This is a genomic window from Streptomyces sp. NPDC021225 (assembly GCF_044332865.1).
Classification (GTDB): domain Bacteria; phylum Actinomycetota; class Actinomycetes; order Streptomycetales; family Streptomycetaceae; genus Streptomyces.
In genome coordinates, this window is sequence record NZ_JBIRPV010000018.1 from 153,190 (window position 1) to 179,818 (window position 26,629).

Consider the following 26,629-nt stretch of genomic DNA (forward strand, 5'->3'; position numbering starts at 1 on the left):
CGGACCCCCAGTCAGACCCGAAGACACGACCCTGAAAGAGGGATTGACGACAAGTGCTCGACGTCAACTTCTTCGACGAGCTGCGGATCGGCCTCGCCACTGCTGACGACATCCGTCAGTGGTCCCACGGTGAGGTCAAGAAGCCGGAGACCATCAACTACCGCACCCTGAAGCCCGAAAAGGACGGACTCTTCTGCGAGAAGATCTTCGGTCCGACCCGGGACTGGGAGTGCTACTGCGGAAAGTACAAGCGCGTCCGCTTCAAGGGCATCATCTGTGAGCGCTGTGGCGTCGAGGTCACCCGCGCCAAGGTGCGCCGTGAGCGGATGGGCCACATCGAGCTGGCCGCTCCCGTCACCCACATCTGGTACTTCAAGGGCGTTCCGTCGCGTCTGGGCTACCTGCTCGACCTCGCCCCGAAGGACCTCGAGAAGGTCATCTACTTCGCCGCCTACATGATCACGTGGGTGGACGACGAGCGCCGCACGCGCGACCTGCCCTCGCTGGAGGCCCATGTCTCCGTCGAGCGCCAGCAGATCGAGCAGCGCCGCGACGCCGACCTGGAGGCTCGCGCCAAGAAGCTCGAGGCGGACCTCGCCGAGCTGGAGGCCGAGGGCGCCAAGGCCGATGTGCGCCGCAAGGTGCGCGAGGGCGCCGAGCGCGAGATGAAGCAGCTGCGCGACCGCGCCCAGCGCGAGATCGACCGTCTCGACGAGGTGTGGAACCGCTTCAAGAACCTCAAGGTCCAGGACCTGGAGGGCGACGAGCTGCTCTACCGCGAGCTGCGTGACCGCTTCGGCACGTACTTCATGGGTGGCATGGGCGCCGCCGCGCTTCAGAAGCGCCTGGAGTCCTTCGACCTCGACGAGGAGGCCGAGCGCCTCCGCGAGATCATCCGGACCGGCAAGGGCCAGAAGAAGACCCGTGCGCTCAAGCGCCTCAAGGTCGTCTCCGCCTTCCTCCAGACCCGCAACAGCCCCAACGGCATGGTGCTGGACTGCATCCCGGTGATCCCGCCGGACCTGCGTCCGATGGTGCAGCTGGACGGTGGCCGCTTCGCGACCTCCGACCTGAACGACCTGTACCGCCGCGTCATCAACCGCAACAACCGCCTCAAGCGTCTCCTTGACCTCGGTGCCCCCGAGATCATCGTGAACAACGAGAAGCGGATGCTCCAGGAGGCCGTCGACGCGCTGTTCGACAACGGCCGCCGCGGTCGCCCGGTGACCGGCCCCGGTAACCGCCCGCTGAAGTCCCTCAGCGACATGCTGAAGGGCAAGCAGGGTCGTTTCCGTCAGAACCTGCTCGGTAAGCGAGTCGACTACTCGGCCCGTTCGGTCATCGTCGTCGGCCCGCAGCTCAAGCTGCACCAGTGCGGTCTACCCAAGGCCATGGCGCTGGAGCTCTTCAAGCCGTTCGTGATGAAGCGCCTGGTGGACCTGAACCACGCGCAGAACATCAAGTCGGCCAAGCGCATGGTCGAGCGCGGCCGCACGGTCGTGTACGACGTGCTCGAAGAGGTCATCGCCGAGCACCCGGTGCTGCTGAACCGTGCGCCGACCCTGCACCGCCTGGGCATCCAGGCCTTCGAGCCGCAGCTGGTCGAGGGCAAGGCCATTCAGATTCACCCGCTCGTCTGCACCGCGTTCAACGCGGACTTCGACGGTGACCAGATGGCCGTGCACCTGCCGCTGTCCGCGGAGGCCCAGGCCGAGGCCCGCATCCTGATGCTGTCCTCGAACAACATCCTCAAGCCGGCCGACGGCCGCCCGGTGACCATGCCCACCCAGGACATGGTGCTCGGCCTCTTCTTCCTCACCACCGACGAGGAGGAGCGCGAGGTCATCGGTGAGGGGCGGTCCTTCGCCTCGGCCGCCGAGGCGATCATGGCGTTCGACGCCCGGGAGCTCTCGCTCCAGGCGAAGATCGACATCCGCTTCCCGATCGGCACCGTCCCGCCGCGCGGCTGGACCCCGCCGGTTCCGGAAGAGGGCGAGCCCGCCTGGACGCCGGGTGACAGCTTCCGGCTGCGCACCACGCTGGGCCGCGCGCTCTTCAACGAGCTGCTGCCCGAGGACTACCCGTTCGTCGACTACTCGGTGGGCAAGAAGCAGCTCTCCGAGATCGTCAACGACCTCGCCGAGCGCTACCCCAAGGTCATCGTCGCGGCGACGCTGGACAACCTGAAGGCGTCCGGTTTCCACTGGGCCACCCGCTCCGGTGTCACCGTCGCCATCTCCGACGTGGTCGTGCCCGAGGCCAAGAAGGCCATCATCGAGGGCTACGAGGCGCAGGACGAGAAGGTCCAGAAGCAGTACGAGCGTGGTCTGATCACCAAGGACGAGCGCACCCAGGAGCTGATCGCGATCTGGACCAAGGCGACCAACGAGGTTGCCGAGGCGATGAACGCGAACTTCCCGAAGACCAACCCGATCTTCATGATGGTCGACTCGGGCGCGCGCGGAAACATGATGCAGATGCGTCAGATCGCCGGTATGCGTGGTCTGGTGTCCAACGCGAAGAACGAGACCATCCCGCGGCCCATCAAGGCGTCGTTCCGTGAGGGTCTGTCCGTGCTGGAGTACTTCATCTCCACCCACGGTGCCCGTAAGGGTCTCGCGGACACCGCCCTGCGTACCGCCGACTCGGGTTACCTGACCCGTCGTCTGGTGGACGTCTCGCAGGACGTGATCATCCGCGAGGAGGACTGCGGCACCGAGCGTGGTCTGAAGCTCGCGATCGCGACCAAGGGCGCCGACGGCGTGCTGCGCAAGACCGACGACGTCGAGACCAGCGTGTACGCGCGCATGCTCGCCGAGGACGTCGTCGTGGACGGCAAGGTCATCGCGCCGGCCAACGTCGACCTGGGCGATGTGCTCATCGACCAGCTCGTGCGGCACGGCGTGGAGACGGTCAAGACCCGCTCGGTCCTCACCTGCGAGTCCGCCGTGGGCACCTGTGCCTACTGCTACGGCCGCTCGCTGGCGACCGGCAAGCTGGTGGACATCGGCGAGGCGGTCGGCATCATCGCCGCCCAGTCCATCGGTGAGCCCGGCACCCAGCTGACGATGCGGACCTTCCACACCGGTGGTGTGGCCGGTGACGACATCACCCAGGGTCTGCCGCGTGTCGTCGAGCTCTTCGAGGCCCGTACGCCCAAGGGTGTCGCCCCGATCTCGGAGGCGGCCGGCCGCGTCCGGATCGAGGAGACCGAGAAGACCAAGAAGGTCGTCGTCACTCCGGACGACGGCTCGGACGAGACGGCTTACGGCGTCTCCAAGCGAGCCCGTCTGCTGGTGGGCGAGGGCGACCACGTCGAGGTCGGCCAGCCGCTGACCCTCGGTGCGGTCAACCCGCACGACGTGCTGCGCATCCTCGGCCAGCGCGCCGTCCAGGTGCACCTGGTCGGCGAGGTCCAGAAGGTCTACAACTCGCAGGGTGTGTCGATCCACGACAAGCACATCGAGATCATCATCCGGCAGATGCTGCGCCGCGTGACGATCATCGAGTCCGGCGACGCGGAGCTGCTGCCGGGCGAGCTCGTGGAGCGCTCGCGCTTCGAGTCCGAGAACCGTCGTGTGGTCCAGGAAGGCGGCCACCCGGCCTCCGGCCGTCCGCAGCTGATGGGTATCACCAAGGCCTCGCTGGCGACCGAGTCGTGGCTGTCGGCGGCGTCCTTCCAGGAGACGACCCGGGTGCTCACCGACGCGGCGATCAACGCCAAGTCGGACTCCCTGATCGGCCTCAAGGAGAACGTGATCATCGGTAAGCTCATCCCGGCCGGTACGGGCCTGTCCCGCTACCGCAACATCCGGGTCGAGCCGACCGAGGAGGCGAAGGCCGCGATGTACTCGGCCGTCGGTTACGACGACATCGACTACTCGCCCTTCGGCACGGGCTCCGGCCAGGCGGTCCCGCTGGAGGACTACGACTACGGTCCGTACAACCAGTAGGTTCCAGGCCGGTAAAACCGGTCCTGACCTGCGCAGGGCGGCCACCCCATGGCGGGGTGGCCGCCCTGCGGCTATGCTGGCGGGCCGGTGTGCCTTGCCGCGTGTGCATTTGTTTTGACCGGAGCCGATGCGGTAGGTACGCTCTGACCTTGTGCCTGGGGTGTCCCTGGGCTCCCGTATGCGCACTCTTCAGCGGCCTCAGGGCCCGGAAGGGGCTCCCGGGAGACCGAGGTGTCGACACCAACAATCTGCACTCTCCCGCAATCTGCGCGGGGGTCTGCAGTGCGCGACACACCCGACCTCGTGGGTCGGAGAAACCCCAGGTTAGCTTTATCGAGACTGGCACACAGAAACCGGAGAAACGGTGCCTACGATCCAGCAGCTGGTCCGCAAGGGCCGGCAGGACAAGGTCGAGAAGAACAAGACGCCCGCGCTCGAGGGTTCCCCCCAGCGTCGTGGCGTCTGCACGCGTGTGTTCACGACCACCCCGAAGAAGCCGAACTCGGCCCTGCGTAAGGTCGCGCGTGTGCGTCTGACCAGTGGCATCGAGGTCACCGCTTACATTCCGGGTGAGGGCCACAACCTTCAGGAGCACTCCATCGTGCTCGTGCGTGGCGGTCGTGTGAAGGACCTGCCGGGTGTTCGTTACAAGATCATCCGTGGCTCCCTCGACACGCAGGGCGTCAAGAACCGCAAGCAGGCTCGCAGCCGCTACGGCGCCAAGAAGGAGAAGTAAGAATGCCTCGTAAGGGCCCCGCCCCGAAGCGCCCGGTCATCATCGACCCGGTCTACAACTCTCCTCTGGTGACCTCCCTCATCAACAAGGTGCTGCTGAACGGCAAGCGCTCCACCGCTGAGCGCATCGTCTACGGCGCCATGGAGGGTCTGCGCGAGAAGACCGGCAACGACCCGGTCATCACGCTGAAGCGCGCGCTGGAGAACGTGAAGCCGACCCTCGAGGTCCGCTCCCGCCGCGTCGGTGGCGCCACGTACCAGGTCCCGGTCGAGGTTCGCCCCGGCCGCTCCTCCACCCTCGCTCTGCGCTGGCTCGTGGGTTACTCCCGCGCCCGCCGCGAGAAGACCATGACCGAGCGCCTGCTGAACGAGCTGCTGGACGCCAGCAACGGTCTGGGCGCCTCCGTCAAGCGTCGCGAGGACACCCACAAGATGGCCGAGTCCAACAAGGCCTTCGCGCACTACCGCTGGTAGTCGCTACCCCCATCGAGAACCGAGAGAAGACTGAGCCATATGGCCACCACTTCACTTGACCTGGCCAAGGTCCGCAACATTGGGATCATGGCCCACATCGACGCGGGCAAGACGACCACCACCGAGCGGATCCTGTTCTACACCGGTGTGAGCTACAAGATCGGTGAGGTCCACGATGGCGCTGCCACCATGGACTGGATGGAGCAGGAGCAGGAGCGCGGCATCACGATCACGTCGGCCGCGACGACCTGTCACTGGCCGCTCGAGAACGTCGATCACACCATCAACATCATCGACACCCCGGGTCACGTCGACTTCACCGTCGAGGTGGAGCGCTCGCTGCGCGTGCTCGACGGCGCCGTGACGGTGTTCGACGGTGTGGCCGGTGTGGAGCCGCAGTCGGAGACTGTGTGGCGTCAGGCGGACCGCTACGGCGTTCCGCGTATCTGCTTCGTCAACAAGCTCGACCGCACCGGTGCCGAGTTCCACCGCTGTGTGGACATGATCGTGGACCGCCTGGGCGCGGTTCCGCTGGTCATGCAGCTGCCCATCGGTACCGAGGCCGACTTCAAGGGCGTCGTCGACCTCGTCACCATGAAGGCGTTCGTCTGGTCCGCCGAGGCGACCAAGGGCGAGATGTACGACACCGTCGACATCCCCGACACCCACCTCGAGGCCGCCGACGAGTGGCGCGGCAAGCTCCTCGAGGCCGTCGCCGAGAACGACGAGCAGATGATGGAGCTGTACCTGGAGGGCGAGGAGCCCACCGTGGAGCAGCTGAACGCGGCGATCCGCCGTATCACCATCGCCTCCACCGGCACCGAGGGCTCGCCGACGATCACCCCCGTGTTCTGTGGCACCGCCTTCAAGAACAAGGGTGTGCAGCCGCTGCTCGACGCGGTCGTGCGCTACCTGCCTTCGCCGCTGGACATCGAGGCCGTCGAGGGCCACTCGGTGAAGGACCCCGACGAGATCATCAAGCGCAAGCCGTCCGAGGACGAGCCGTTCGCGGGCCTTGCGTTCAAGATCATGAGCGACCCGCACCTCGGCAAGCTCACCTTCGTCCGGGTCTACTCGGGCCGCATGGAGACCGGCACCCAGGTGCAGAACTCCGTGAAGGGCAAGAAGGAGCGCATCGGCAAGATCTACCGGATGCACGCCAACAAGCGTGAGGAGATCGACTCGGTGGGTGCCGGCGACATCGTCGCCGTCATGGGTCTCAAGCAGACCACCACCGGCGAGACCCTCTGCGACCCGGCGAACCCGGTGATCCTGGAGTCGATGGACTTCCCGGCCCCGGTCATCGAGGTCGCCATCGAGCCCAAGTCGAAGGGCGACCAGGAGAAGCTGGGTGTGGCCATCCAGCGCCTCGCTGAGGAGGACCCGTCCTTCCGGGTCAAGACCAACGAGGAGACCGGCCAGACCATCATCGCGGGTATGGGCGAGCTGCACCTCGATGTGCTGGTCGACCGTATGAAGCGCGAGTTCAAGGTCGAGGCCAACGTCGGTAAGCCGCAGGTGGCCTACCGCGAGACGCTCCGCAAGAGCGTCGACCGGGTCGACTACACGCACAAGAAGCAGACCGGTGGTTCGGGCCAGTTCGCGAAGGTCCAGATCGCCATCGCGCCGCTCGAGGGCGACGGCTACGAGTTCGAGAACAAGGTCACCGGTGGCCGTATCCCGCGGGAGTACATCCCGTCCGTGGACGCGGGCTGCCAGGAGGCCATGGAGTTCGGCGTGCTCGCGGGCTACCCGCTGACCGGCGTCAAGGTCACGCTTCTCGACGGTGGCTACCACGAGGTCGACTCCTCCGAAATGGCCTTCAAGATCGCCGGCTCGATGGCCTTCAAGGAGGCCGCCCGCAAGGCCTCCCCGGCCCTGCTGGAGCCGATGATGAAGGTCGAGGTCACCACGCCCGAGGACTACATGGGCGACGTGATCGGTGACATCAACTCCCGCCGTGGACAGATTCAGTCCATGGAGGACCGCAGTGGCGCCAAGCTGGTCACCGGCCTGGTTCCGCTGTCGGAGATGTTCGGTTACGTGGGTGACCTCCGGAGCAAGACCTCCGGTCGCGCCAGCTACTCCATGCAGTTCGACTCCTACGCCGAGGTTCCCAAGAGCGTCGCCGAGGAGATCATCGCGAAGGCCAAGGGCGAGTAAGGCGGATTCATCCGCGTTTCTCACCCTTTAGGCTGGAGCAAAGGCATCGGGGCAATCCGTCGCAGATCGCTCATCGTGGCGTCTGTGACGGGCCCCGGCCGCCGGCCCCCACACGAATACGGCGAAGGGCATCCCCCTCGGGGTCCTGGCCGGTTCGGTAAGACCACCTGAACCCATCCGCAAAGTGTGGATGCGTACAGAACCACTCCACAGGAGGACCCCAGTGGCGAAGGCGAAGTTCGAGCGGACTAAGCCGCACGTCAACATCGGCACCATCGGTCACATCGACCACGGTAAGACGACCCTTACCGCGGCGATCACCAAGGTGCTGCACGACAAGTACCCGGACCTGAACGAGGCCTCGGCCTTCGATCAGATCGACAAGGCTCCTGAGGAGCGTCAGCGCGGTATCACCATCTCCATCGCGCACGTCGAGTACCAGACGGAGTCGCGTCACTACGCGCACGTCGACTGCCCGGGTCACGCGGACTACATCAAGAACATGATCACCGGTGCCGCGCAGATGGACGGCGCCATCCTCGTGGTCGCCGCCACCGACGGCCCGATGCCGCAGACCAAGGAGCACGTGCTCCTGGCCCGCCAGGTCGGCGTTCCGTACATCGTTGTCGCCCTGAACAAGGCCGACATGGTGGACGACGAGGAGATCATGGAGCTCGTCGAGCTGGAGGTGCGTGAGCTCCTCTCCGAGTACGAGTTCCCGGGCGACGACCTTCCGGTCGTCAAGGTCTCGGCGCTCAAGGCGCTCGAGGGCGACAAGGAGTGGGGCGAGTCCGTCCTCAAGCTGATGGAGGCCGTGGACGAGGCCATCCCGCAGCCCGAGCGCGACGTTGACAAGCCGTTCCTGATGCCGATCGAGGACGTCTTCACCATCACCGGTCGCGGTACGGTCGTCACCGGCCGTATCGAGCGCGGTGTGCTGAAGGTCAACGAGACCGTCGACATCATCGGCATCAAGACCGAGAAGACCACCACCACGGTCACCGGCATCGAGATGTTCCGCAAGCTGCTCGACGAGGGCCAGGCCGGTGAGAACGTCGGTCTGCTGCTCCGTGGCATCAAGCGCGAGGATGTCGAGCGCGGCCAGGTCATCATCAAGCCCGGTTCGGTCACCCCGCACACCGAGTTCGAGGCCCAGGCCTACATCCTGTCGAAGGACGAGGGTGGTCGCCACACCCCGTTTTTCAACAACTACCGTCCGCAGTTCTACTTCCGTACCACGGACGTGACGGGCGTTGTGACCCTCCCCGAGGGCACCGAGATGGTCATGCCGGGCGACAACACCGAGATGTCGGTCCAGCTGATCCAGCCGATCGCCATGGAGGAGGGCCTGAAGTTCGCCATCCGTGAGGGTGGTCGGACCGTCGGCGCCGGCCAGGTCACCAAGATCAACAAGTGACCTGACGCTCCACGGAGCGGGCTGTTCCAAGGCCCCGCACCCCCGTCCGCGAGGACGGTGGCGCGGGGCCTTTGGCGTCTTTCCGGAACGGCGGTGCCTACGCCCGGGAGGTGGGGCGGGGGTGCCAGATCCACGGGGTGGAGCCGGGGGACATGCCCACGACCCGCACCTGCTCGCCCTCGCCCGGCAGCAGCGCGGGCGTGCCCACGGGGACCAGCCGGCTCGCGGAGCGCAGCGGCCTGGCGCCGGGGGACGTGCCGTACTGGACCTGGACCTCGCCGTCCAGGCCCCGGCCCAGCAGCAGGAGCGGCCCCTGGCGGCCGCCGGAGGTGGCCAGGGCGTGGGCGGTGACCGGGCCATAGCCCTCGAACTGGCGCAGCGGCAGGTCCGCGCCGTTGCCGTGGAGGTACGGCACCGGGTCGGCGGGGGAGCGGTACACGAGCGCGATCGACCCGTCCGGGGCGGGCACGGCGCCCGGCTGCACGCCGGGCAGCGGCAGGCCCGCGAGCGGCCGGAGCGCCACCGGGCCGCCCGGCCGGTCCTGGGCCCAGTGGTGCACGGTGTCGCGGCCCGCGGCGACGACATGCACCCGCGCCTGCTGGTCGAGCAGCACGGTCAGCCCGTCCTGGATCTCGGCTCCGCCCAGCCGCTCCCAGGGCCCCCAGCGCCCGGCCGCGTCCCGTACCCGGGTGGCCAGGCCCTTGTCTGCGGTGCGCACGAAGAGGTGGACCCGCCCATCGGGGGTGGCCACGGCCGTCGGACAGCCGACCCGGCGCCCCCGCTCGGGGTCGCCCTCGGGGGTGCCGAGGCCCGTCCAGGCCCGGAACTGTCCGCCCGGGGTGTGCTGTTCCAGCGCCACCAGCTCGCGGGTGTTGGCGCCCCCCTGCCCGTCCAGTGCGGAGAAGCGCAGCGCGATCAGCACCTCGCGGCCCCGGGAATCCCGCACCGCGCACAGCGCCGGGGCCAGCGGCCCGCCGCCCAGGCCCCGCGGGGGGCCGAAGCGCCCGCTGCCGGGGGCGGTCTCGCGCCACCGGACGGCCTGGGCGCCCAGCACCCCGTACGCGACGACCGCGCCGTCGCGGTCGGCGAGGGGCGTGGGCAGGGCGCCGGGGTAGCGGTAGTGGGTGGAGCGGATCCAGCCCTTGCGGTTGGTCAGCGGCCGGGTGCCGCCCTGGCCGTAGTCGCCGCAGCCCGCCTGGTTGCCGCAGTTCCACAGCGGGCTGCCGCCGTACGCCGCCACGGCGCGGGCCTTCTGCGTGACCACGGCGGGCGGCAGATTGTGCGGCCAGCGCTGGTTGTAGTAGCCGCGGAACGAGGTGGTCGTGAAGCGCGGCGCCCGCCTCCCGCGCCCCGGGCCACCCCCGTCCGCCCACTGCGCGATGGCCTTCCAGGCGAACAGCGCGACCGGGGTGTGGTCCCGGTGGTCGGAGCAGCCCGGCTGGTCGTTGTCGCGGGGGTGGGTTGCGTCGTGCACCTGGAAGTCGGGGTCCGGGTCCAGGGTGTGGATCACGGTGGGCCGGTAGCGGTCCATGATCCTGACGAGCACGTCGACCAGGGTCTGGTGGCCGTAGGTGCTGGGGGTCCTGACCGGGGAGCCGGTGGCGACCAGCGTGCGCATGACGATGCCCGGGACGTCCCACAGCTGGGGAATCCGCACCTGGCCCGCGGACAGCATGGCGATGTTGAGAAAGATCAGCCGCACGCTGCGCCCGCCGCTCGCCAGCACATTGGTCTCCGCGGTCACCCCGCGGGGCAGCTCCAGCACCGAGCGCTCCCAGCGGGTGAACCGGTCGACCCCCAGCATCTGGGCGTATGCCTGGCGCAGCCCCTGGTGGCGGGCGGAGGAGTAGGCCGCCTTGTCCACGTGCGGCAGCGGCGTACCGGCCTCGCGGTTGATCCCCGCCGCCTCGCCCGCCGTCACATACACGCAGACCACGGGCACCCCGGCGGTCAGCATGTGCTCGGCGTCCGGGTTCATGAAGTACAGGTCGTCGTCGGGGTGGGCCAGGATCTGAAGCAGCAGCGCGTTCTCCTCGCCCGCGAACGACTCCGCGGCGCGCGGCGACAGCGGCCGGGCCGGGATGGTGGGGGCGGGCGAGGCACCCGAAGAACGGCTACAGGCCGCGGTGGTGGCGGCGGTGAGGGCGGCCAGCGCGGCGAGCGCCTGCCTGCGGCTGGGCTTGTGCCCAGCGGCAGGCGAGGAGGTTCGAATGTTCAACCTGGTGACCCCGTCCCTTTGCGCAGCACGTTGTATCCGGCTGCTTCTCCGTGCTATGGGACGGCTGGTGATCTTGAGAGGTTGTCCAGGTTGGGCATGGTGTCGGTCACGAATCGGGCAAGAGTTGGTTTGTCGCTGCCCGGTCGCTGTCCGGTCGGTGCCCGGTCCGGGCAGGATTGCGCGCCGCGATGGGCCGGAGCAACGCCGCCCGGCCTCGCGGCAGTCGCGGCAGAGGCCGGGCAGGGTGGTGCGCGGAAGGGGCGCGAGCCTCGGGACGGGAGCGGGTCAGGCCGTCCAGGTTTCGTCGTCCGGGTACGCGATGTAGTTGCCCTCTGTCAGGGCCACCATGAAGCTGTACTTACGGCCCTCGACGAGGTTCCATCCGGCGACGGAGGCGTCACGGCGCTTGCAGTTGCCGTTGCCGCCGACGGTGAGAGTGCGGGTCTGGCCGGTTTTGGGGTCGTAGATCTCGGCGTAGGCGGCGAAGCCGTCGGCCTCGATGTCGCAGAGCTCGATGATGTCGCCGTCGGCCTCGAACCGCAGGCGGGCACCGGGGTCCCCGTCGTCCGAGTGGATCGTGTGGTCCCAAGCGATGGCGTGGGCGTTCGGCGAGGCCAGGACAGGCAGCGCGACGGCGGCGGCGAGGACCGCGCCGGCCCGCAGGACGGATCCCTTGGCGGGTCTCCGAAGCTTGGGCATAGGTGCTCCTTGATCTTCCCCCATCACGGGCCACGTCAACGGGCCCGTGATGCAGTGGACTTGTGGCGGAAGACTAGCCAGGGTGTTTCCGGCCATGAACAACTTCCCGCGCTTGTTGAGCATCTCCTGAGCTAGTGCCTGCGGTATCAGGCAAGTAGCGCCGGATCGCGCTGGATGCCGCCGGCTCCCGGATTGCGGCGGCCGCCGACGGGAGGCACGGTGGTGTCGAGGCCGTTTGGGCGAGGCCGAAGGCACACGGCCTCCATTCGGGCAGGCTTACGGAGGTGTGGTACATGCCAGCGAAGAACCCAGAGCACGGGAGTGCCCACGAGGTCTCCTTGCCGCCTGAAGTCAAGTTGCTCCAGGAAGTCACTCCACCCTTCTTTCCCGAAGGTGGTTCGGGAATGACCATTCTCGTCGAGTGGCCTCCCAGTCACCCCGGGCTCCCTCCGCATCGCCACTCGGGCCCGTCGTTCGGCTACGTGATGGAGGGCGCGCTCCGGTTCGAGCTCGAGGGTGAGCCGGAGCGTGTGGTCGAGGCCGGTGGGACGTTCTGGGAGCCAGGCGGTGACGTGATCCACTACCAGGACGGCAACGCCCTGTCGGACGCACAGACCAAGTTCGTGGTGATCATGGTGTGCGCGCCGGGTCAGCCGATGCTCACGCTGGTGGACGAGGAGGAGCTGAAGGAACGGGCGCACCTGCGCGCCCCGCGTCCCTTGTAGTAGCGGCTTCGGCCGTCACGCCGTTGAACGCCATGGCGGCCCGTGCCGGAGCCTGCTCGGTCTCTCGGCAGTCGCGGCAGAAGCCGGGGCTGGGTGCGCGGAAGGCGCGGTCGCAGCCGTCGCAGTTCTGGAGGGGGACGGGGCGCGATCCGGGCTCGGCCGCGGGAAGCGGTGGTGGCAGCAGCACGGTGAGGCGGTGCGTGAGCAGAGCGGCCGGGTGGCGCAGGTCGGGTGGGAGGCCCGCGGTCAGGGTTCGGCGTACGGCGTCCGGGGCGGCGCCGCGCTCCAGCCAGGCGGCGACGCCCGGGGCGAGGCGGCGTACGTCGTGCTCGGAGAGCAGTAAGCGGGCGTCGTCGCGGCGCAGTTCGGCGAGGAGCGCGGTGGCGGTGTGGTGGCGCTGTGGGGCGGGTGCGTTGGGGTGGGGGAGCGGTGGCGGCGCGGGGCGGTCGGGCCGCGCGGGGGCGGCATCGCTGCTCGGCGGTGGTGTGGTGGCTGCCGGGGGCGGTACGGCGCGCTCGGGCGCGACCGGCTTGGTCACGGGCTCGGCCGCGCGGCGGGTGCCAGTCGCTCGGGGGACGTTGTAGGAGAGCGTCCGCGTGACGATCCGCCCCTCGGGCGTACGCTCCCGGATCCGCCTGATGTACCCGTACTCCTCCAACTCCCGCAGCGCGGCGGCGACCCGGTCCCGCCCTTCCGTGAACTTCCCGGCCAGCGTGCGGATGTCCACGGCGGCCCCGTCGGGCAGCGACTGGATGTGCGCGCCGAGCCCGATCGCGGTCAGGGAAAGGTCGCGGTTCTGGGTGAGGTGATCGCCGATGATCGTGTATCGCTTGGGCTGGTAGTCACTGATCTGGGTGACGCCGCTTGCGGATCGGCGAACCTCGGAACGGGCGCGCGGGCGCGCGCTAAGCTGCTGCTCAGCCATCGGGAAGTTGCTTCTTCCTCGTTGGTCAGGCCCTCGATCGGGATCGCTAGTCCCGGCCGGGGGCCGTCGCATGTCTGGGGTTGTTGAGCCCGAGCCTGCCCCGCCGAACCGCTTGAGCGCCAGCCCGGTCGGGCGGAATCACCCGCGCGGGTGACGGGGGTGGGGTTTGGTTGGGTTGGGTGGGTTCTTTCCAGGGGTTCTTTGTCTTTGACCACCCGAGGCCGAGGCGCCCAGGCCGCCGGGGCCCGTCTTTCCGGGCTTCGGTGACGCCGCTGGCTCGGCGTGCGAACATCCACGCGTTTTGCCGGATTGATCGCTTCCGCTGCCAGTTGATCACCAATTTCGGTGATTGTCGTATCTCGGTAGTAGGGTCGTGCGCCACGGCGGTTGACGGACAACCACCCATGTCGGTCAAGGCTGTTGGGGAGGGCGTGCATGGTCGGGCGGGAGCTGTCTGCCGCGGATCATCCGACTGCCCGCGCGAGGGGCGCTGCCTGGCCATTCCCGTGCCGGGCACGCCGCAGACCGCCGCGCTGCCACGCAGTATGGCCACCGTGGGCGATCTGCTGCTGGTGCTGTCCAGCCGCTCCGTCGCCCCCACGACGCCACTCGCGCTGGTCTGAGCTGCCGCATGGACTTGTGGTGAGTTTGAGACGGCGACGCGCCGAAGCGGAGGCGTGTCGCCGTCTCAAACTCACCACAAAGTCGCTGACATTGGGGCTGGCGGGCGTGATAGGCGGCCCGGGATGCCGGACGCCGCTTCGGACGGACGAGGTCAGGGGCGGAGGGTGAGTTCAGCCCACACCGTCTTGCAGATCAGCTCGGGTGCGACGCCCCAGCGGTCCGCCAACTCCTCGACGAGCAGAAGTCCGTGACCGTTCTCGCGGGGGGGCGTTCGCACCTTCTTTGGGGCGGATGGTCGGCAGCCGTTCCGGGCAGGGGGCCCGCATCTCGATGTGGAGGGTGTCGCCGGTGACGCTGAGCGTGAGACGGAAGTTCCGGCCCGGTACGCGGCCGTGCATTCGTCGATGACCTTGACACGATTGCGGCAGTAAGCGTCGGCACGATGATCCGCGATGGCTATGGCGGCCCTGACACCTGCCATGCCCTCTACTGTGCGCTTCCTCGCGCCGAGTTCACAGGTATGTCGATTCTGCTGACGGACAATGAGGGCGGGTATCCGCCCGGGGTTCCGACCGTCGATATCGACTCGCCCGGCATGCTGGGATTCCACTGATCTGGTCTGCGCGCCTGAGAGGGCGCGAACGAGTCAGGAGAGCCAGTCGGCGTAGCGGGTGGGGGCGAGGTGGGCGTCCGGGTCGGTGAGGACGTCGCCCTTGACGACGGCGAACATGCCGGCGGTGGGGTCGGTGACGACGGTGCGGTTGTCGCCCTTGTGGGAGAGGGTGATCCGGCCCAGCTCGTCCAGAGGGAAGATCTCGGGGCCGCCGATGTTGCGAATGCCGTTCAGCGGGGCGCCCGCGGCGACCTCCGCCACCGCGTTGGCCACGTCCTTGGCGGCGATCGGCTGGATCGGCGTGGCGGGCAGCCGGACGGTGTCGGCGTCGGCGGTCCAGGACATCGCCGCGTCCATGAACTCCATGAACTGCGTCGCCCGGACGATCGAGTAGGGGATCGGCCCGGCCGCGAGAATCTGCTCCTGGAGCGCCTTGGCCTGGTAGTAGTCCAGCTCCGGCACCTGGTCCGTGCCGACGATCGAGAGGATGACGAAGTGGCCGACGCCGCCCTTGTGGGCCGCGGCCAGGAGGTTGTCCATCGAGGTCTGGAAGAAGGCCGGGGAGGCTTCGTCGAAGGTCGGGGAGTTGGTCAGGTTGACGACGACGTCGGCTCCCGCCACCGCCTCGTCCAGCCCCTGGCCGCTGATGACGTCGACTCCGGTGGACTGCGAGTGCGGTATCGCCTCGTGCCCGGCGGCGTTCAGATTCTTGACGACCTGCGACCCGATCAGCCCGGTACCGCCGATGACTGCGAACCTCATGATGTTCCTTTCGGTGTGATATGTGGGTAATGCGCCATATGAACAACTATGCGGGCGCGACGAGAAACAGCGACTCGATCAGCTGAGGCGGGCGGTGTCAGTGACCATCGAGGAACGTGACCGTCTCGTCGAGCGGCGCCCGGTGCGTACGGGTGTCATCCGCCGTGTCGTCCTCGTACCCGATCGACATGCCGCAGAAGAGGATGAGCTCGTCCGGGGGTGACAGGACCTCCGCGACGCTCCTGTGGAACTTCGCCCATGCCATCTGTGGGCAACTGTGCAGCCCTTCGGCGCGGAGCAGCAGCATGACGGTCTGTAGGAACATGCCGGCGTCGGCCCATTGGGGCGAGCCCATGTCGCGGTCGATGTAGCAGAACAGTGCGGCGGGCGCGCCGAAGCAGTTCCAGTTCGCGGAAGCGGCTCTCTGGCGCGCCTCCAGGTCCTCGCGCGGAATGCCGAGTGCGCCGTAGCGCTGCTCACCGAAGGCGGATCGGCGCTCGCGGTACGGGGACTTCAGCGCGGGCGGGTACTGCTCGTACTCCGGCTCGTCCCAGGGGTCGCCCGTGGCCAGGCGCTCGCAGGCGCGCTTCTTGACCTCGGCCAGCGGTCCGCCGGTCAGTACGTAGGCGTGCCACGGCTGAATGTTCGATCCGGACGGCGACCAGGCCGCGGCGGAGAGCACGCGCTCCAGCGTCTCCCTCGGGACGGGCCGGTCGGCGAATCCACGCACCGCCCGTCGGCTCGTGACTGCCTCGTAGACGTCCATGATCGCCTGCCTCCCAGCTGCTCGACGTGTCCGTCTCCGTTACACTCGCAATTGTATCATTCGATACCGTCGCGACCGTAACTAACATCGAGCGCGAATCCTCAGCCCCGGGTTCCCCGCCTCGGGCGCCACTCTTTGGAGAAAGTCCATGGTCACGCTGTTGCACCTCGACTCGTCCGTGCTCCCCGGCGAGGTGTCCTCGTCCCGTTCGATCACGAACGTCTTCCGCAAGGCGTGGGAGGAGCAGCACCCGCAGGGCACGGTGATCTACCGCGACCTCGCCGCCGACCCTGTGCCGCACATCACCGCCGCCGCCTGGTCCGCTGGTTTCACCGCCCCGTCCGAGCGCACTCCGGAGCAGTCCGCCGCGTTCGCCGCGCGCGAGAAGCTCATCGAGGAACTGGAGCAGGCGGACGCCGTCCTGATCGGCGCTCCCATGCACAACTACTCGATCCCGTCGACCCTCAAGGCGTGGCTGGACAACGTGTTCCTGATGGGCCGCACCGCGGGCGAGGCCCCCTCCGCCCAGGGCACCCCGGTCACCGTCGTCGCCAGCCGCGGCGGCTCCTACGCGCCGGGCACCCCGCGCGAGGGCTTCGAGTTCGTGCTGAACTACCTGGAGGCCGTATTCAAGGGCGCCCTCGGCCTGGACCTCGACTTCATCGTCCCGGAGCTCACCATGGCCCCCCGCAACCCGGCCATGTCGGAACTGGTCCCCCTCTACGAGGCCTCCCGCGAGCGCGCCTTCGAGGAAGCGGCCGGCATGGCCAAGGAACTCGCGGAGCGCTTCGCCGCGAAAACCGCGTGAGACGAAGCGCGCCTGTGCGGCCGGCTGCCCGCCGGCCGCACAGGCGCGCTTATGCGATGCCGCCTGAGGGGTGAGCGAACCGGGTCAGCAGATCCGTCAGCCGCTCGGGCTCACCGGGACCCAGTTCGGCAACCAGGCGCTCACCCAGCGGCTCCGCCGCCACATGAGCCGCTTCGAAAAGTTCGAGTCCCTGAGGCGTGATCTCCACCGCCCGCACCCGCCGGTCTCCCGGAACGGTCTTGCGTGCGACCAGCCCCTTGCGCTCCAGGTCGTCCACGACCCGCATGATTCCCGCTTTGTCCGACCCTGTTGCCGCCGCCAGGTCGCGCTGCACCGTGGCCCCCCGGTTGACCAGCTCGATCAGCACGGCGAAATGCCGCAACTCGATGCCGAGCGGCCGCAGCGCCTCCGTCATCACCGAGGCCGCGTGCCAGTGCGCCCGGCGGAGCAGCAAGCCGAGGGCGAACGGCGATTCGTCCCCGGGGCGGTCGGTCGCGCGCGAGGCGGTGGGTCGGTGAGGAACGTCGGCGGTCATGAGGCCACGGTACAGCTGCCCATTCATTCGATACGGTTTCGTTTGAAACTGCTTGATCGGCAGCCGACGTGCGGTTATGCCTCGGCCTTCTGCATGATCTCCAGCAGGCTGGAGAAGCTGTCTGCCGCGTGGCCCGCCTCCATGCCGCGCCGAAAGAGGCCGGTGACCGCGGCCGGGAGGGCAGTGTCGACGCCGGCGTCGGCGTTCGTGTGCAGGACGTGCTCGACGCTGGCCATGCCCATCGCCAGCCGGTCCACGTCACCGACGTGGTTGCCCGCGTCGATGCGCTCGGCGTAGAAGGCGAAGAAGCCGGGCAGCGAGTTCGCCGTGTCAGTGGCGTGCCGCAGAACGTCGGCCGCCGCCAGGCCGTTCGCCTTGGCGAGGGCGATCGCCTGCCAGTAGCTCAGCATCGAGGTCCAGAACATGACCATGCCGAGTTGGTAGAAGAGCGCGGCGAGCCCCGGGTCCTCGCCCCGGTAGTCGGTCCGGCCGGTCACGACTTCCAGTACATCCCGGTGCTTGTCGAAGGCCTCGCGCGGGCCGCTGTAGAAGGTGAGCGACTCGGACTGCCCGACCCCGGAGGGTGACACGGTGACGCCGCCGGTGAGGTGCGTGGCGCCCCGCTCGGCCGCCCAGCGAGCGGCGGCGCGGGCCCGCTCGGGGGTGTCGGAGCTGAGGTTGACCAGGACGCGGCCGGTCAGCGCGGTCTCGGCGGGGCCGAGTACGTCGTACACGGCCGCATAGTCGGTGAGGCTGAGGATCGCCATCTCGTTGGCAGCGAGCGCCTCCTCGACGCTCGGCGCGAGCGTCGCGCCGCGGGCCACCAGGGCGTCCGCGCGGGACGGGGTGCGATTCCACAGGGTGACCTCGTATCCGCGGTCCAGGAAGGCCGTGGCCATCGCCTGGCCCATGGGGCCGAGCCCGATGACGGTGACCGACTGCTGCGTGGTGTTGCTGCTCATGCCGGGATCTGGACCTCTCGCTAAAACGAACGCTCTATTTAGAGAATGCCGGGAACGTACCACAGCTCTGGAATGAACGCTCTACTCAGTCGCGCCGGTACGGTGATCACATGCAGACCAGCACCCGGGACCGGATCGTCGTCGCGGCGGCACGCCTCCTGCAACGGCAGGGGTACGTCGGCACGGGGATCAAGCAGATCGCCAAGGAGGCGCAGGCCACCCTCGGCTCCGTGTACCACTTTTTCCCCGGCGGCAAGGAGGCCGTCGCCGTGGCGGCGATCAAGTACAGCGACCAGGAGTTCGCGACGCTCCTACGGAAGGCGCTGGACGGCGAAGAGGACCCGGCGGAGGCGGTGGACGCCTGCGCCCGGCGGCTCGCGACGGAGCTGCGCGAGTCGGGCTGGGTCGACGGCTGCCCCGTCACGGCAGCCGCCCTGGAGACGCTCGGCACGGACTCGGAGATCCAGCAGGCGTGCGCGGACGCGCTGCGCGGCTGGGAGGGGTTGGTCCTCGACAAACTGCTGCGTAGCGGCCTCGTGGCCGAAGGGGCGCGGGAGCTGGCGACCACGATCATCAGCGCCTTGGAGGGGGCGGAGGTCACGGCGCAGGTCCTCCGTAGTGAGGAGCCTTTGCTGGCGGCGGGTCGGCAGATGGCCCGCCTGGTGCGCTCGTACGACGTCCGGCCATCCCGCTAGCGAGCCCCCGAAGGTGGTTCTGAGGGCAATGCGTACCGCACGCCGGTGAGCTGCTCCGAGAGCACCCACAGCCGACGGGCCGTAGCGGAGTCCTGGATGGCGCGTTCGCGGCCGCGGAGGACGGGCTCGCCACGGAGCTGGAACGGGCCATCGGGCACGACGTAGCTCCCCCCGGGCAGGCCGGGGACGGTCGAGGCGTACAGGGAGCTCTTGGCGCCGGCCGGTGTGGGGCGGAAGGCGATGCGCAGGAGCAGACGTGTGAGGGTTCCGTATACGCGGCCCCGGGTGCCGTTGGCGCCGCCGGTGAGCACGTTGGAGCGGGTGAGGCCGGGAGCGACGGCCATGCTGCGCAGCCTCAGCCCGGCGGCCTCGGCCCTTCGCTGTAGCTCCATGGCGAAGTAGAGATTGGCCCGCTTGGACTGCACGTAGGCGAACGCCGTTCGGTAGCGGCGCTCGGCGTTGAGGTTGGTCATGTCGAATCGGGCGAACCGCTGGCCCTCGCTGCTGACGGTGACCACACGGGGGTCGGGGGCGGCCAGCAGGTGGGGCATGAGGAGGCCGGTGAGTGCGAATGTGCCGAGGTGGTTGATGCCGAACTGGGACTCGAAGCCGTCGGCGGTCCGGGAGAACGGCACCATGGCGACGCCGGCGTTGTTGACCAGGAGATCGAGCCGGTCGTGGCTCCAGCGCTCGGCGAAGTCGCGGATGGATTTCAGGTCTGCGAGGTCGAGCATGCGCAGTTCGGTGCGGGCACCGGGGACTTCGGTCCGCAGCCGCTCCACCGCGTACCGGCCGCGCTCGTGGCTGCGGCAGGCGAGGACGACATGGGCGCCCCGGCGGGCGAGTTCGCGAGCGGTGACGTACCCGATGCCGCTGTTGGCGCCGGTGACGACGGCCAGTCGCCCCGACTGGTCAGGGATGGAATCCGGTGTCCAGCTCGGACGCGGAACCTCACGGGTCATGGGGGCCTCGATCCATGGGTCGGACGTATTGCAACTCTCAGTTGCGATAGCCTGATCCTGTCGCATGTTTCACCACCAACGCAACTGGGAGTTGCAATGGAGTCTGCTGGGTCGCCCTCAAGGCGCGTCCCCGCTGTCGGGCGAGGCAACAAGATGCGCGTCGCCGTGCTGGAGGCGGCCATCGCCGAGCTCACGGAGACCGGGTACGCGGCCCTGACCGTCGAAGGCGTCGCCCGGCGGGCCGGTGTGCACAAGACGACGATCTACCGGAACTGGAAAGACGCTGACGGCCTTGTCGCCGACGCGCTGGCCGGCCGCTTCTCCGCGGACATCCCGATCCCTGACACCGGGGCGGTGGAGAGTGACCTGCGCGCGCTGGCCCGCTCCCTCGTCGCCACCATGACCACGCGAGCGGGCCGGGCCCTGCTCGTCACCGTCCTCTCGGACGCCGTACGCATCCCCCAACTCGCCGACGTCAAGCGCGCGCTCTTCGACGACCGCTTCCGGCGGGCGGAACCCGTTGTCACCCGAGCCGTTGAGCGGGGCGAACTCCCCGCGGACACCGACCCCGCCGAACTCCTGAAGGCCCTCGCCGCGCCGATCTACTTCCGGCTCGTGTTCACCGGCGAGCCGGTCGACGAGGCGACCGCGGACCAGGCCGTGCGCGTTGCGCTGGCCGCCGCGCACGCCGGCGTGCTGTCGGCGGGCGGGCCGGGGGCCGGGTAGTCGTCACGTGTCGTCACGGGACCGCCGGGCCCCCGATGTACTCGCCGTCCCTGTCATAGGGCCACTCGTTGGCGACGCAGCCCTTGAGCCCGTATATCTGCTGCATCATCACCGGCGCCCGCTCGCCCTTCCCCGGGCAGGTCTCGTGGCCGCGGCCGATGCGGTGGCCGACCTCGTGGTTGATGATCAGGGCCCGGTAGCCGCTGATGGGGCCGGAGAACTCCGGCGAGCCGGTGTTCCAGCGCTTGAGGTTGACCATGATCTGGGTGCCGGCGTCGCAGTTGACCTCGCCGTGGGTGTCCAGGCCCACGGCGCCGCAGATCTTGTCGACCGTGTCCGGGGTGGCGATCTTCACCTCGAAGTCGGAGGGGCCGTCGGACACCAGCTGGAAGGAGTGACGGCCGTCCCCGGTCCAGCCGCGCTTGTCGGCCAGGACCGCCGCGATCTCGGCCGCCGCGCGCTTCGGATCGATGCCGGTGCCGTTCTCCACCTGCACCTTGTACCGCCGCAGATCACTTCCCTCGCCGATCACCGCGCCGGAGGACTTCGCGGTGACGAAGACGCCGGTTGCGGTGGCGGGCGAGTCCGCGCGGGACGAGGGCGAGGGTCTCGACGTGGCCGAGATGGCGTCGGGCGGCGGGGTCGACGGGTCCGCGGCGCGGGCCGTGCCGTTGCCGCCGTCGTCGCGTAAGGCGAACACGACACCGGCGATCAGGGCCGCACCGGCGGCCAGCGCCACCACCACGTTCCGGGGGCGGGTGCTCGGGGCGCGCCGCCGTCGCGAGGACGAGGCGGACGGGCCGGGGGTCTGCTCGGGGGCCTGCGCGGTGAAGGTCATGGGGGCACTTCCAGCGGGTGAGGGCGGGGCGGGCGAATGGGCCGCGGCGTTCGGCCCGCGTGAGCGTGCCCGTGGCCCCCGGAGTGAAAATGCGTCGTGCGTTCCCCCGTTTCGGCTCCCCCTGAGAAAGACGGACGGGGAGGGGCGCTGGTTGGCCTTTGCGCGCCCGCTGTGCGCGGCGTCACACGCCGGGGCGCGCGACCAGGGCGCGCGACCAGGGCGCGCGACCCGAGCGCGGGAGGGGTCGCGGAGGCCCGCGAGGCCTGCACGGGGAAGCGGGGATTCGGCGCGGCGTCGGCCGGGTATCCTTCACGGCCGATTAGCGGCCGCAAGGCCTCGTGTGGCAGACTGTCCGGGTTGCTCGGTTGAGTGCCGATGCTGCGCGCCTCCCGCCGGGAGGACCGGAAGCGAGTCCCACAGTACTCGTCGCCCCTTATCAGGGGCGGACGTACGGGAATCTTCCGGGAAGTGTCAGCGGGGCCCCGGCCAGGCGCCCGGTGGGTGTTCTTCCCCCACAACCCCCTTCCATGAGGGAACTCCCCTGCGGAGATTTGTCCGGAAGGGGCGCGCGACACGCCCGACCGCGTGGGTCGGAGGTGGAGCAGGGAAGGGCGGAGCCGACCGGGTTCCGGAGCGTTACGAGAGACAGGACTACGAAGCAGCCATGGCGGGACAGAAGATCCGCATCCGGCTCAAGGCCTACGACCACGAGGTCATCGACTCCTCGGCGAAGAAGATCGTCGAGACGGTGACCCGCACTGGTGCGTCGGTCGCGGGCCCGGTGCCGCTGCCCACAGAGAAGAACGTGTACTGCGTCATCAAGTCGCCGCACAAGTACAAGGACTCGCGCGAGCACTTCGAGATGCGTACGCACAAGCGCCTCATCGACATCCTCGACCCCACGCCGAAGACCGTCGACTCGCTCATGCGTCTCGACCTGCCGGCCGGCGTCGACATCGAGATCAAGCTCTGAGGTGACGCGCGAGATGGCTAAGCAGATCAAGGGCGTCCTGGGCGAGAAGCTCGGCATGACCCAGGTGTGGGACGAGAACAACCGCATCGTCCCGGTCACCGTCGTCAAGGCCGGTCCCTGTGTCGTGACGCAGGTCCGTACCGCTGACTCGGACGGCTACGACGCCGTCCAGATCGCCTTCGGCGAGATCGACCCGCGCAAGGTGAACAAGCCCCTCAAGGGCCACTTCGCCAAGGCCGAGGTCACCCCGCGCCGCCACCTGGTGGAGCTGCGTACCGCTGACAGCAGCGAGTACACGCTCGGCCAGGAGGTCACCGCCGAGGTGTTCGAGTCCGGTGTGAAGGTCGACGTGACCGGCACCAGCAAGGGCAAGGGCACCGCCGGTGTCATGAAGCGCCACGGCTTCAAGGGCCTCGGCGCCGGCCACGGCACCCAGCGCAAGCACCGCTCGCCGGGCTCCATCGGTGGCTGCGCCACCCCGGGCCGCGTGTTCAAGGGCCTGCGCATGGCCGGCCGCATGGGCAACGAGCGGGTCACCACCCAGAACCTGACCGTCCACGCCGTTGACGCGGAGAAGGGTCTGCTCCTGATCAAGGGAGCGGTTCCTGGTCCGAACGGCGGCCTCGTCCTGGTCCGTACCGCGGCCAAGGGGGCCTGAGGTAACCGATGAGCACCATTGACATCCTTTCGCCGGCAGGCGACAAGGCCGGGACCGTCGAGCTCCCCGCGGAGATCTTCGACGCGCAGGTCAGCGTTCCGCTGATCCACCAGGTCGTCGTCGCGCAGCTGGCCGCTGCCCGTCAGGGCACGCACAAGACCAAGACCCGCGGCGAGGTCCGTGGCGGTGGCAAGAAGCCTTACCGCCAGAAGGGCACCGGCCGCGCCCGTCAGGGCTCGACCCGCGCGCCGCAGTTCGCCGGCGGTGGCGTCGTGCACGGCCCCGTGCCGCGCGACTACAGCCAGCGCACCCCGAAGAAGATGAAGGCCGCCGCGCTGCGCGGTGCCCTCTCGGACCGGGCGCGCCACAGCCGCATCCACGTCGTGACCGGCGTGATCGAGGGCGAGGTCTCCACCAAGGCCGCCAAGACCCTGCTGGGCAAGATCAGCGAGCGCAAGAACCTGCTCCTGGTCGCCGAGCGGAGCGACGAGGCCGCGTGGCTGTCCGCCCGCAACCTGCCCCAGGTGCACATCCTGGAGCCGGGCCAGCTGAACACGTACGACGTGCTCGTCTCCGATGACGTGGTCTTCACCAAGGCCGCCTTCGAGTCCTTCGTGGCTGGTCCCAAGGCCGCTGAGAAGACCGAAGGGAGCGCCGCCTGATGAGTGAGGCGACCGCTGTCACCAGCAAGACCTTCACGGACCACCGCGACGTTCTCGTCAAGCCGGTCGTGTCCGAGAAGAGCTACGCGCTGCTCGACGAGAACAAGTACACGTTCATCGTCGCGCCCGGCGCCAACAAGACCCAGATCAAGCAGGCCGTCGAGGCGGTCTTCTCGGTCAAGGTCACTGGGGTCAACACGATCAACCGGCAGGGTAAGCGCAAGCGCACCAAGACCGGTTTCGGCAAGCGCAAGGACACCAAGCGCGCCATCGTGACCCTCGCCGAGGGCGACCGAATCGACATCTTCGGCGGCCCGGTCTCCTAACGGAGATCGGAGCGTCCAGAAGTCCGGAATCTTCCGAGGACTGAGAAATGGGTATCCGCAAGTACAAGCCGACGACCCCGGGCCGTCGTGGCTCCAGCGTCGCCGACTTCGTCGAGATCACGCGGTCCACGCCGGAGAAGTCGCTGGTCCGCCCGCTGCACAGCAAGGGTGGTCGTAACAACGCCGGCCGCATCACGGTCCGCCACCAGGGTGGCGGTCACAAGCGTGCGTACCGCGTGATCGACTTCCGCCGTCATGACAAGGACGGCGTCCCGGCGAAGGTCGCACACATCGAGTACGACCCCAACCGCACCGCGCGCATCGCGCTGCTGCACTACGCCGACGGCGAGAAGCGCTACATCATCGCGCCGCGCGGCCTGTCGCAGGGCGACCGCATCGAGAACGGCCCCGGGGCCGACATCAAGCCGGGCAACAACCTGGCGCTGCGCAACATCCCGGTCGGTACCACGATCCACGCCATCGAGCTGCGGCCCGGCGGCGGCGCGAAGTTCGCCCGCTCCGCGGGTGCCTCCGTGCAGCTGCTGGCCAAGGAGGGCTCCTTCGCGCACCTGCGCATGCCCTCCGGTGAGGTCCGCCTGGTCGACATCCGCTGCCGCGCCACCGTCGGCGAGGTCGGCAACGCCGAGCAGTCGAACATCAACTGGGGCAAGGCCGGCCGTATGCGCTGGAAGGGCGTCCGCCCGACCGTGCGTGGTGTCGTGATGAACCCGGTTGACCACCCGCACGGTGGTGGTGAGGGCAAGACCTCCGGTGGCCGTCACCCGGTGTCGCCGTGGGGCCAGAAGGAGGGTCGTACTCGCTCGCCGAAGAAGGCCAGCAACAAGTACATCGTCCGCCGCCGCAAGACGAACAAGAAGCGCTAGGAGCGGGTTTAGATGCCGCGCAGTCTCAAGAAGGGGCCCTTCGTCGACGACCACCTCATCAAGAAGGTGGATGTCCAGAACGAAGCCGGCACCAAGAACGTCATCAAGACCTGGTCCCGCCGCTCGATGATCGTCCCGGCCATGCTCGGCCACACGATCGCGGTGCACGACGGCCGCAAGCACGTCCCGGTGTTCGTCACCGAGTCGATGGTCGGCCACAAGCTCGGCGAGTTCGCGCCGACCCGCACCTTCCGCGGCCATGAGAAGGACGACCGCAAGTCGCGTCGTCGCTGATCTGCGGAACAAGCGAATGACTCAGACAGACACCGAAGGGACAACCATGGAAGCCAGGGCCCAGGCGCGGTACATCCGCGTCACGCCCATGAAGGCCCGCCGCGTGGTGGACCTCATCCGTGGCATGAGTGCCACGGAGGCTCAGGCGGTCCTGCGATTCGCTCCGCAGGCCGCGAGCGTGCCGGTGGGCAAGGTGCTGGACAGCGCCATCGCCAACGCCGCGCACAACTACGACCACACCGACGCCGACAGCCTTGTCATCTCCGAGGCCTACGTCGACGAGGGCCCGACCCTGAAGCGGTTCCGTCCGCGCGCCCAGGGCCGCGCCTACCGGATCCGCAAGCGGACCAGCCACATCACCGTGGTCGTCAGCAGCAAGGAAGGAACCCGGTAATGGGCCAGAAGGTTAACCCGCATGGGTTCCGGCTCGGCATCACCACGGACTTCAAGTCCCGCTGGTACGCCGACAAGCTGTACAAGGACTACGTCAAGGAAGACGTCGCCATCCGCCGGATGATGACGAAGGGCATGGAGCGCGCGGGTATCTCCAAGGTGGAGATCGAGCGCACCCGTGACCGCGTCCGCGTCGACATCCACACCGCCCGGCCGGGCATCGTCATCGGCCGCCGCGGCGCGGAGGCCGACCGTATCCGCGGCGAGCTGGAGAAGCTCACCGGCAAGCAGGTGCAGCTGAACATCCTCGAGGTCAAGAACCCCGAGGTGGACGCTCAGCTGGTGGCCCAGGCCGTCGCCGAGCAGCTGTCCTCCCGCGTCTCCTTCCGTCGTGCGATGCGCAAGTCGATGCAGAGCACGATGAAGGCCGGCGCCAAGGGCATCAAGATCCAGTGTGGCGGCCGTCTCGGCGGCGCCGAGATGTCCCGCTCGGAGTTCTACCGCGAGGGCCGCGTGCCCCTGCACACGCTCCGCGCGAACGTCGACTACGGCTTCTTCGAGGCCCGTACGACCTTCGGCCGCATCGGCGTCAAGGTCTGGATCTACAAGGGCGACGTCAAGAACATCGCCGAGGTCCGCGCCGAGAACGCCGCCGCCCGCGCCGGCAACCGCCCGTCGCGCGGTGGCGGCAGCGACCGCCCGCAGCGTGGCCGTGGCGGCGAGCGCGGTGGCCGCGGCCGTAAGCCGCAGCAGCAGTCTGCCGCAGCCGAGGCCCCCAAGGCCGAGGCCGCGACCGCTGCTCCGGCTGCTGAGAGCACCGGAACGGAGGCCTGACCGAC

General features: G+C 68.7%; 27 protein-coding genes and 1 pseudogene. 18 read left to right on the forward strand and 10 right to left on the reverse strand.

The window, feature by feature from the left end; genetic code table 11:
* Window positions 1-53: 53 nt before the first annotated feature.
* The 5 genes from ACH4S9_RS43670 to tuf all read left to right on the forward strand — a co-directional run bounded on the left by ACH4S9_RS43670 (window position 54) and on the right by tuf (window position 8,742).
* On the forward strand, window positions 54-3,953 hold the full coding sequence (locus ACH4S9_RS43670; RefSeq protein ID WP_311726638.1) for a DNA-directed RNA polymerase subunit beta': 3,900 nt from the start codon (window positions 54-56) through the stop codon (window positions 3,951-3,953).
* 364 nt (window positions 3,954-4,317) lie between these two features.
* Window positions 4,318-4,689: a 30S ribosomal protein S12 gene (gene rpsL, locus ACH4S9_RS43675; RefSeq protein WP_003948652.1), complete on the forward strand. Its 372-nt coding sequence runs from the start codon at window positions 4,318-4,320 to the stop codon at window positions 4,687-4,689.
* 2 nt (window positions 4,690-4,691) lie between these two features.
* Window positions 4,692-5,162: a 30S ribosomal protein S7 gene (rpsG, locus tag ACH4S9_RS43680; RefSeq protein ID WP_311726639.1), complete on the forward strand. Its 471-nt coding sequence runs from the start codon at window positions 4,692-4,694 to the stop codon at window positions 5,160-5,162.
* 39 nt (window positions 5,163-5,201) lie between these two features.
* Window positions 5,202-7,325, forward strand: a complete 2,124-nt coding sequence (fusA, locus tag ACH4S9_RS43685; protein ID WP_385347807.1) for an elongation factor G — start codon at window positions 5,202-5,204, stop codon at window positions 7,323-7,325.
* A gap of 223 nt (window positions 7,326-7,548) precedes the next feature.
* A complete protein-coding gene (tuf, locus tag ACH4S9_RS43690; protein WP_311726641.1) occupies window positions 7,549-8,742 on the forward strand; it encodes an elongation factor Tu in 1,194 nt (397 codons plus the stop codon).
* Between the two features lie 97 nt (window positions 8,743-8,839).
* Here the strand turns inward: tuf and ACH4S9_RS43695 are convergent, their stop codons facing one another.
* Together ACH4S9_RS43695 and ACH4S9_RS43700 are read right to left on the reverse strand one after the other, a co-directional pair.
* Window positions 8,840-10,960, reverse strand: coding sequence for a PIG-L family deacetylase (locus tag ACH4S9_RS43695; RefSeq protein ID WP_398377138.1), 2,121 nt, complete (start codon window positions 10,958-10,960; stop codon window positions 8,840-8,842).
* A gap of 285 nt (window positions 10,961-11,245) precedes the next feature.
* Window positions 11,246-11,659, reverse strand: coding sequence for a hypothetical protein (locus ACH4S9_RS43700; protein WP_311726643.1), 414 nt, complete (start codon window positions 11,657-11,659; stop codon window positions 11,246-11,248).
* A gap of 293 nt (window positions 11,660-11,952) precedes the next feature.
* Here ACH4S9_RS43700 and ACH4S9_RS43705 point away from each other — a divergent pair, with 293 nt between their 5' ends.
* Complete coding sequence (locus ACH4S9_RS43705; protein WP_398377140.1) at window positions 11,953-12,384, forward strand: cupin domain-containing protein; 432 nt, start codon at window positions 11,953-11,955, stop codon at window positions 12,382-12,384.
* On the opposite strand, the gene ACH4S9_RS43710 is transcribed toward ACH4S9_RS43705, so the two are convergent.
* Window positions 12,320-13,309, reverse strand: a complete 990-nt coding sequence (locus ACH4S9_RS43710; protein WP_398377141.1) for a helix-turn-helix domain-containing protein — start codon at window positions 13,307-13,309, stop codon at window positions 12,320-12,322. The two genes, ACH4S9_RS43705 and ACH4S9_RS43710, sit on opposite strands and share 65 nt — an antisense overlap.
* Before the next feature lie 775 nt (window positions 13,310-14,084).
* Window positions 14,085-14,210 carry a hypothetical protein gene (locus ACH4S9_RS43715; protein WP_398377143.1) on the reverse strand — a complete coding sequence of 42 codons (126 nt, stop codon included), beginning with the start codon at window positions 14,208-14,210 and terminating at the stop codon, window positions 14,085-14,087.
* Window positions 14,211-14,333: 123 nt separating this feature from the next.
* On the opposite strand from ACH4S9_RS43715, the pseudogene ACH4S9_RS43720 reads away from it, so the two are divergent.
* A pseudogene (locus tag ACH4S9_RS43720) lies at window positions 14,334-14,546 on the forward strand (hypothetical protein); the annotation flags it as partial.
* 33 nt (window positions 14,547-14,579) lie between these two features.
* On the opposite strand, the gene ACH4S9_RS43725 reads toward ACH4S9_RS43720, so the two are convergent.
* Together ACH4S9_RS43725 and ACH4S9_RS43730 are read right to left on the reverse strand one after the other, a co-directional pair.
* Window positions 14,580-15,308: an NAD(P)H-binding protein gene (locus ACH4S9_RS43725; protein WP_311726646.1), complete on the reverse strand. Its 729-nt coding sequence runs from the start codon at window positions 15,306-15,308 to the stop codon at window positions 14,580-14,582.
* Window positions 15,309-15,405: 97 nt separating this feature from the next.
* Window positions 15,406-16,074, reverse strand: coding sequence for a nitroreductase (locus ACH4S9_RS43730; RefSeq protein ID WP_398377144.1), 669 nt, complete (start codon window positions 16,072-16,074; stop codon window positions 15,406-15,408).
* Window positions 16,075-16,222: 148 nt separating this feature from the next.
* Between ACH4S9_RS43730 and ACH4S9_RS43735 the strand changes: the two genes are divergently transcribed.
* On the forward strand, window positions 16,223-16,882 hold the full coding sequence (locus tag ACH4S9_RS43735) for an FMN-dependent NADH-azoreductase (protein WP_398377145.1): 660 nt from the start codon (window positions 16,223-16,225) through the stop codon (window positions 16,880-16,882).
* 49 nt (window positions 16,883-16,931) lie between these two features.
* Here the strand turns inward: ACH4S9_RS43735 and ACH4S9_RS43740 are convergent, their stop codons facing one another.
* Together ACH4S9_RS43740 and ACH4S9_RS43745 are read right to left on the reverse strand one after the other, a co-directional pair.
* On the reverse strand, window positions 16,932-17,417 hold the full coding sequence (locus tag ACH4S9_RS43740; protein ID WP_398377146.1) for a MarR family winged helix-turn-helix transcriptional regulator: 486 nt from the start codon (window positions 17,415-17,417) through the stop codon (window positions 16,932-16,934).
* 74 nt (window positions 17,418-17,491) lie between these two features.
* Window positions 17,492-18,379, reverse strand: a complete 888-nt coding sequence (locus ACH4S9_RS43745) for an NAD(P)-dependent oxidoreductase (RefSeq protein WP_398377147.1) — start codon at window positions 18,377-18,379, stop codon at window positions 17,492-17,494.
* 110 nt (window positions 18,380-18,489) lie between these two features.
* On the opposite strand from ACH4S9_RS43745, the gene ACH4S9_RS43750 reads away from it, so the two are divergent.
* Window positions 18,490-19,074 (forward strand): TetR/AcrR family transcriptional regulator, encoded by a 585-nt coding sequence (locus ACH4S9_RS43750; RefSeq protein ID WP_311726651.1) that lies wholly within the window; start codon window positions 18,490-18,492, stop codon window positions 19,072-19,074.
* Here the strand turns inward: ACH4S9_RS43750 and ACH4S9_RS43755 are convergent.
* Window positions 19,071-20,036, reverse strand: coding sequence for an oxidoreductase (locus ACH4S9_RS43755; RefSeq protein WP_311726652.1), 966 nt, complete (start codon window positions 20,034-20,036; stop codon window positions 19,071-19,073). The two genes, ACH4S9_RS43750 and ACH4S9_RS43755, sit on opposite strands and share 4 nt — an antisense overlap.
* Window positions 20,037-20,189: 153 nt before the next feature.
* Between ACH4S9_RS43755 and ACH4S9_RS43760 the strand changes: the two genes are divergently transcribed.
* A complete protein-coding gene (locus ACH4S9_RS43760; RefSeq protein WP_311726653.1) occupies window positions 20,190-20,762 on the forward strand; it encodes a TetR/AcrR family transcriptional regulator in 573 nt (190 codons plus the stop codon).
* A 13-nt stretch (window positions 20,763-20,775) separates the two neighbouring features.
* Here the strand turns inward: ACH4S9_RS43760 and ACH4S9_RS43765 are convergent, their stop codons facing one another.
* The gene (locus tag ACH4S9_RS43765; protein WP_311726654.1) at window positions 20,776-21,600 is read right to left on the reverse strand and encodes a DUF3152 domain-containing protein; all 825 of its coding nucleotides are present in this window, start codon (window positions 21,598-21,600) and stop codon (window positions 20,776-20,778) included.
* 664 nt (window positions 21,601-22,264) lie between these two features.
* On the opposite strand from ACH4S9_RS43765, the gene rpsJ reads away from it, so the two are divergent.
* Genes rpsJ through rpsC form a run of 8 tightly spaced genes read left to right on the forward strand, consistent with a single transcriptional unit; the run spans window position 22,265 to window position 26,624 of the window.
* Window positions 22,265-22,573, forward strand: a complete 309-nt coding sequence (rpsJ, locus tag ACH4S9_RS43770; RefSeq protein ID WP_003948644.1) for a 30S ribosomal protein S10 — start codon at window positions 22,265-22,267, stop codon at window positions 22,571-22,573.
* Between the two features lie 13 nt (window positions 22,574-22,586).
* Window positions 22,587-23,231: a 50S ribosomal protein L3 gene (rplC, locus tag ACH4S9_RS43775; protein WP_311726655.1), complete on the forward strand. Its 645-nt coding sequence runs from the start codon at window positions 22,587-22,589 to the stop codon at window positions 23,229-23,231.
* An 8-nt stretch (window positions 23,232-23,239) separates the two neighbouring features.
* Complete coding sequence (rplD, locus tag ACH4S9_RS43780; protein WP_311726656.1) at window positions 23,240-23,893, forward strand: 50S ribosomal protein L4; 654 nt, start codon at window positions 23,240-23,242, stop codon at window positions 23,891-23,893.
* Window positions 23,893-24,219, forward strand: a complete 327-nt coding sequence (rplW, locus tag ACH4S9_RS43785) for a 50S ribosomal protein L23 (RefSeq protein ID WP_311726657.1) — start codon at window positions 23,893-23,895, stop codon at window positions 24,217-24,219. The genes rplD and rplW overlap by 1 nt, the downstream gene beginning before the upstream one ends.
* Before the next feature lie 47 nt (window positions 24,220-24,266).
* The gene (gene rplB, locus ACH4S9_RS43790; protein ID WP_089509694.1) at window positions 24,267-25,103 is read left to right on the forward strand and encodes a 50S ribosomal protein L2; all 837 of its coding nucleotides are present in this window, start codon (window positions 24,267-24,269) and stop codon (window positions 25,101-25,103) included.
* Window positions 25,104-25,115: 12 nt separating this feature from the next.
* A complete protein-coding gene (rpsS, locus tag ACH4S9_RS43795) occupies window positions 25,116-25,397 on the forward strand; it encodes a 30S ribosomal protein S19 (RefSeq protein WP_014178772.1) in 282 nt (93 codons plus the stop codon).
* Between the two features lie 46 nt (window positions 25,398-25,443).
* Window positions 25,444-25,791 carry a 50S ribosomal protein L22 gene (gene rplV, locus ACH4S9_RS43800; protein ID WP_014054168.1) on the forward strand — a complete coding sequence of 116 codons (348 nt, stop codon included), beginning with the start codon at window positions 25,444-25,446 and terminating at the stop codon, window positions 25,789-25,791.
* Window positions 25,791-26,624: a 30S ribosomal protein S3 gene (gene rpsC / locus ACH4S9_RS43805; protein WP_311726658.1), complete on the forward strand. Its 834-nt coding sequence runs from the start codon at window positions 25,791-25,793 to the stop codon at window positions 26,622-26,624. The genes rplV and rpsC overlap by 1 nt, the downstream gene beginning before the upstream one ends.
* The last annotated feature ends 5 nt before the right edge of the window (window positions 26,625-26,629 follow it).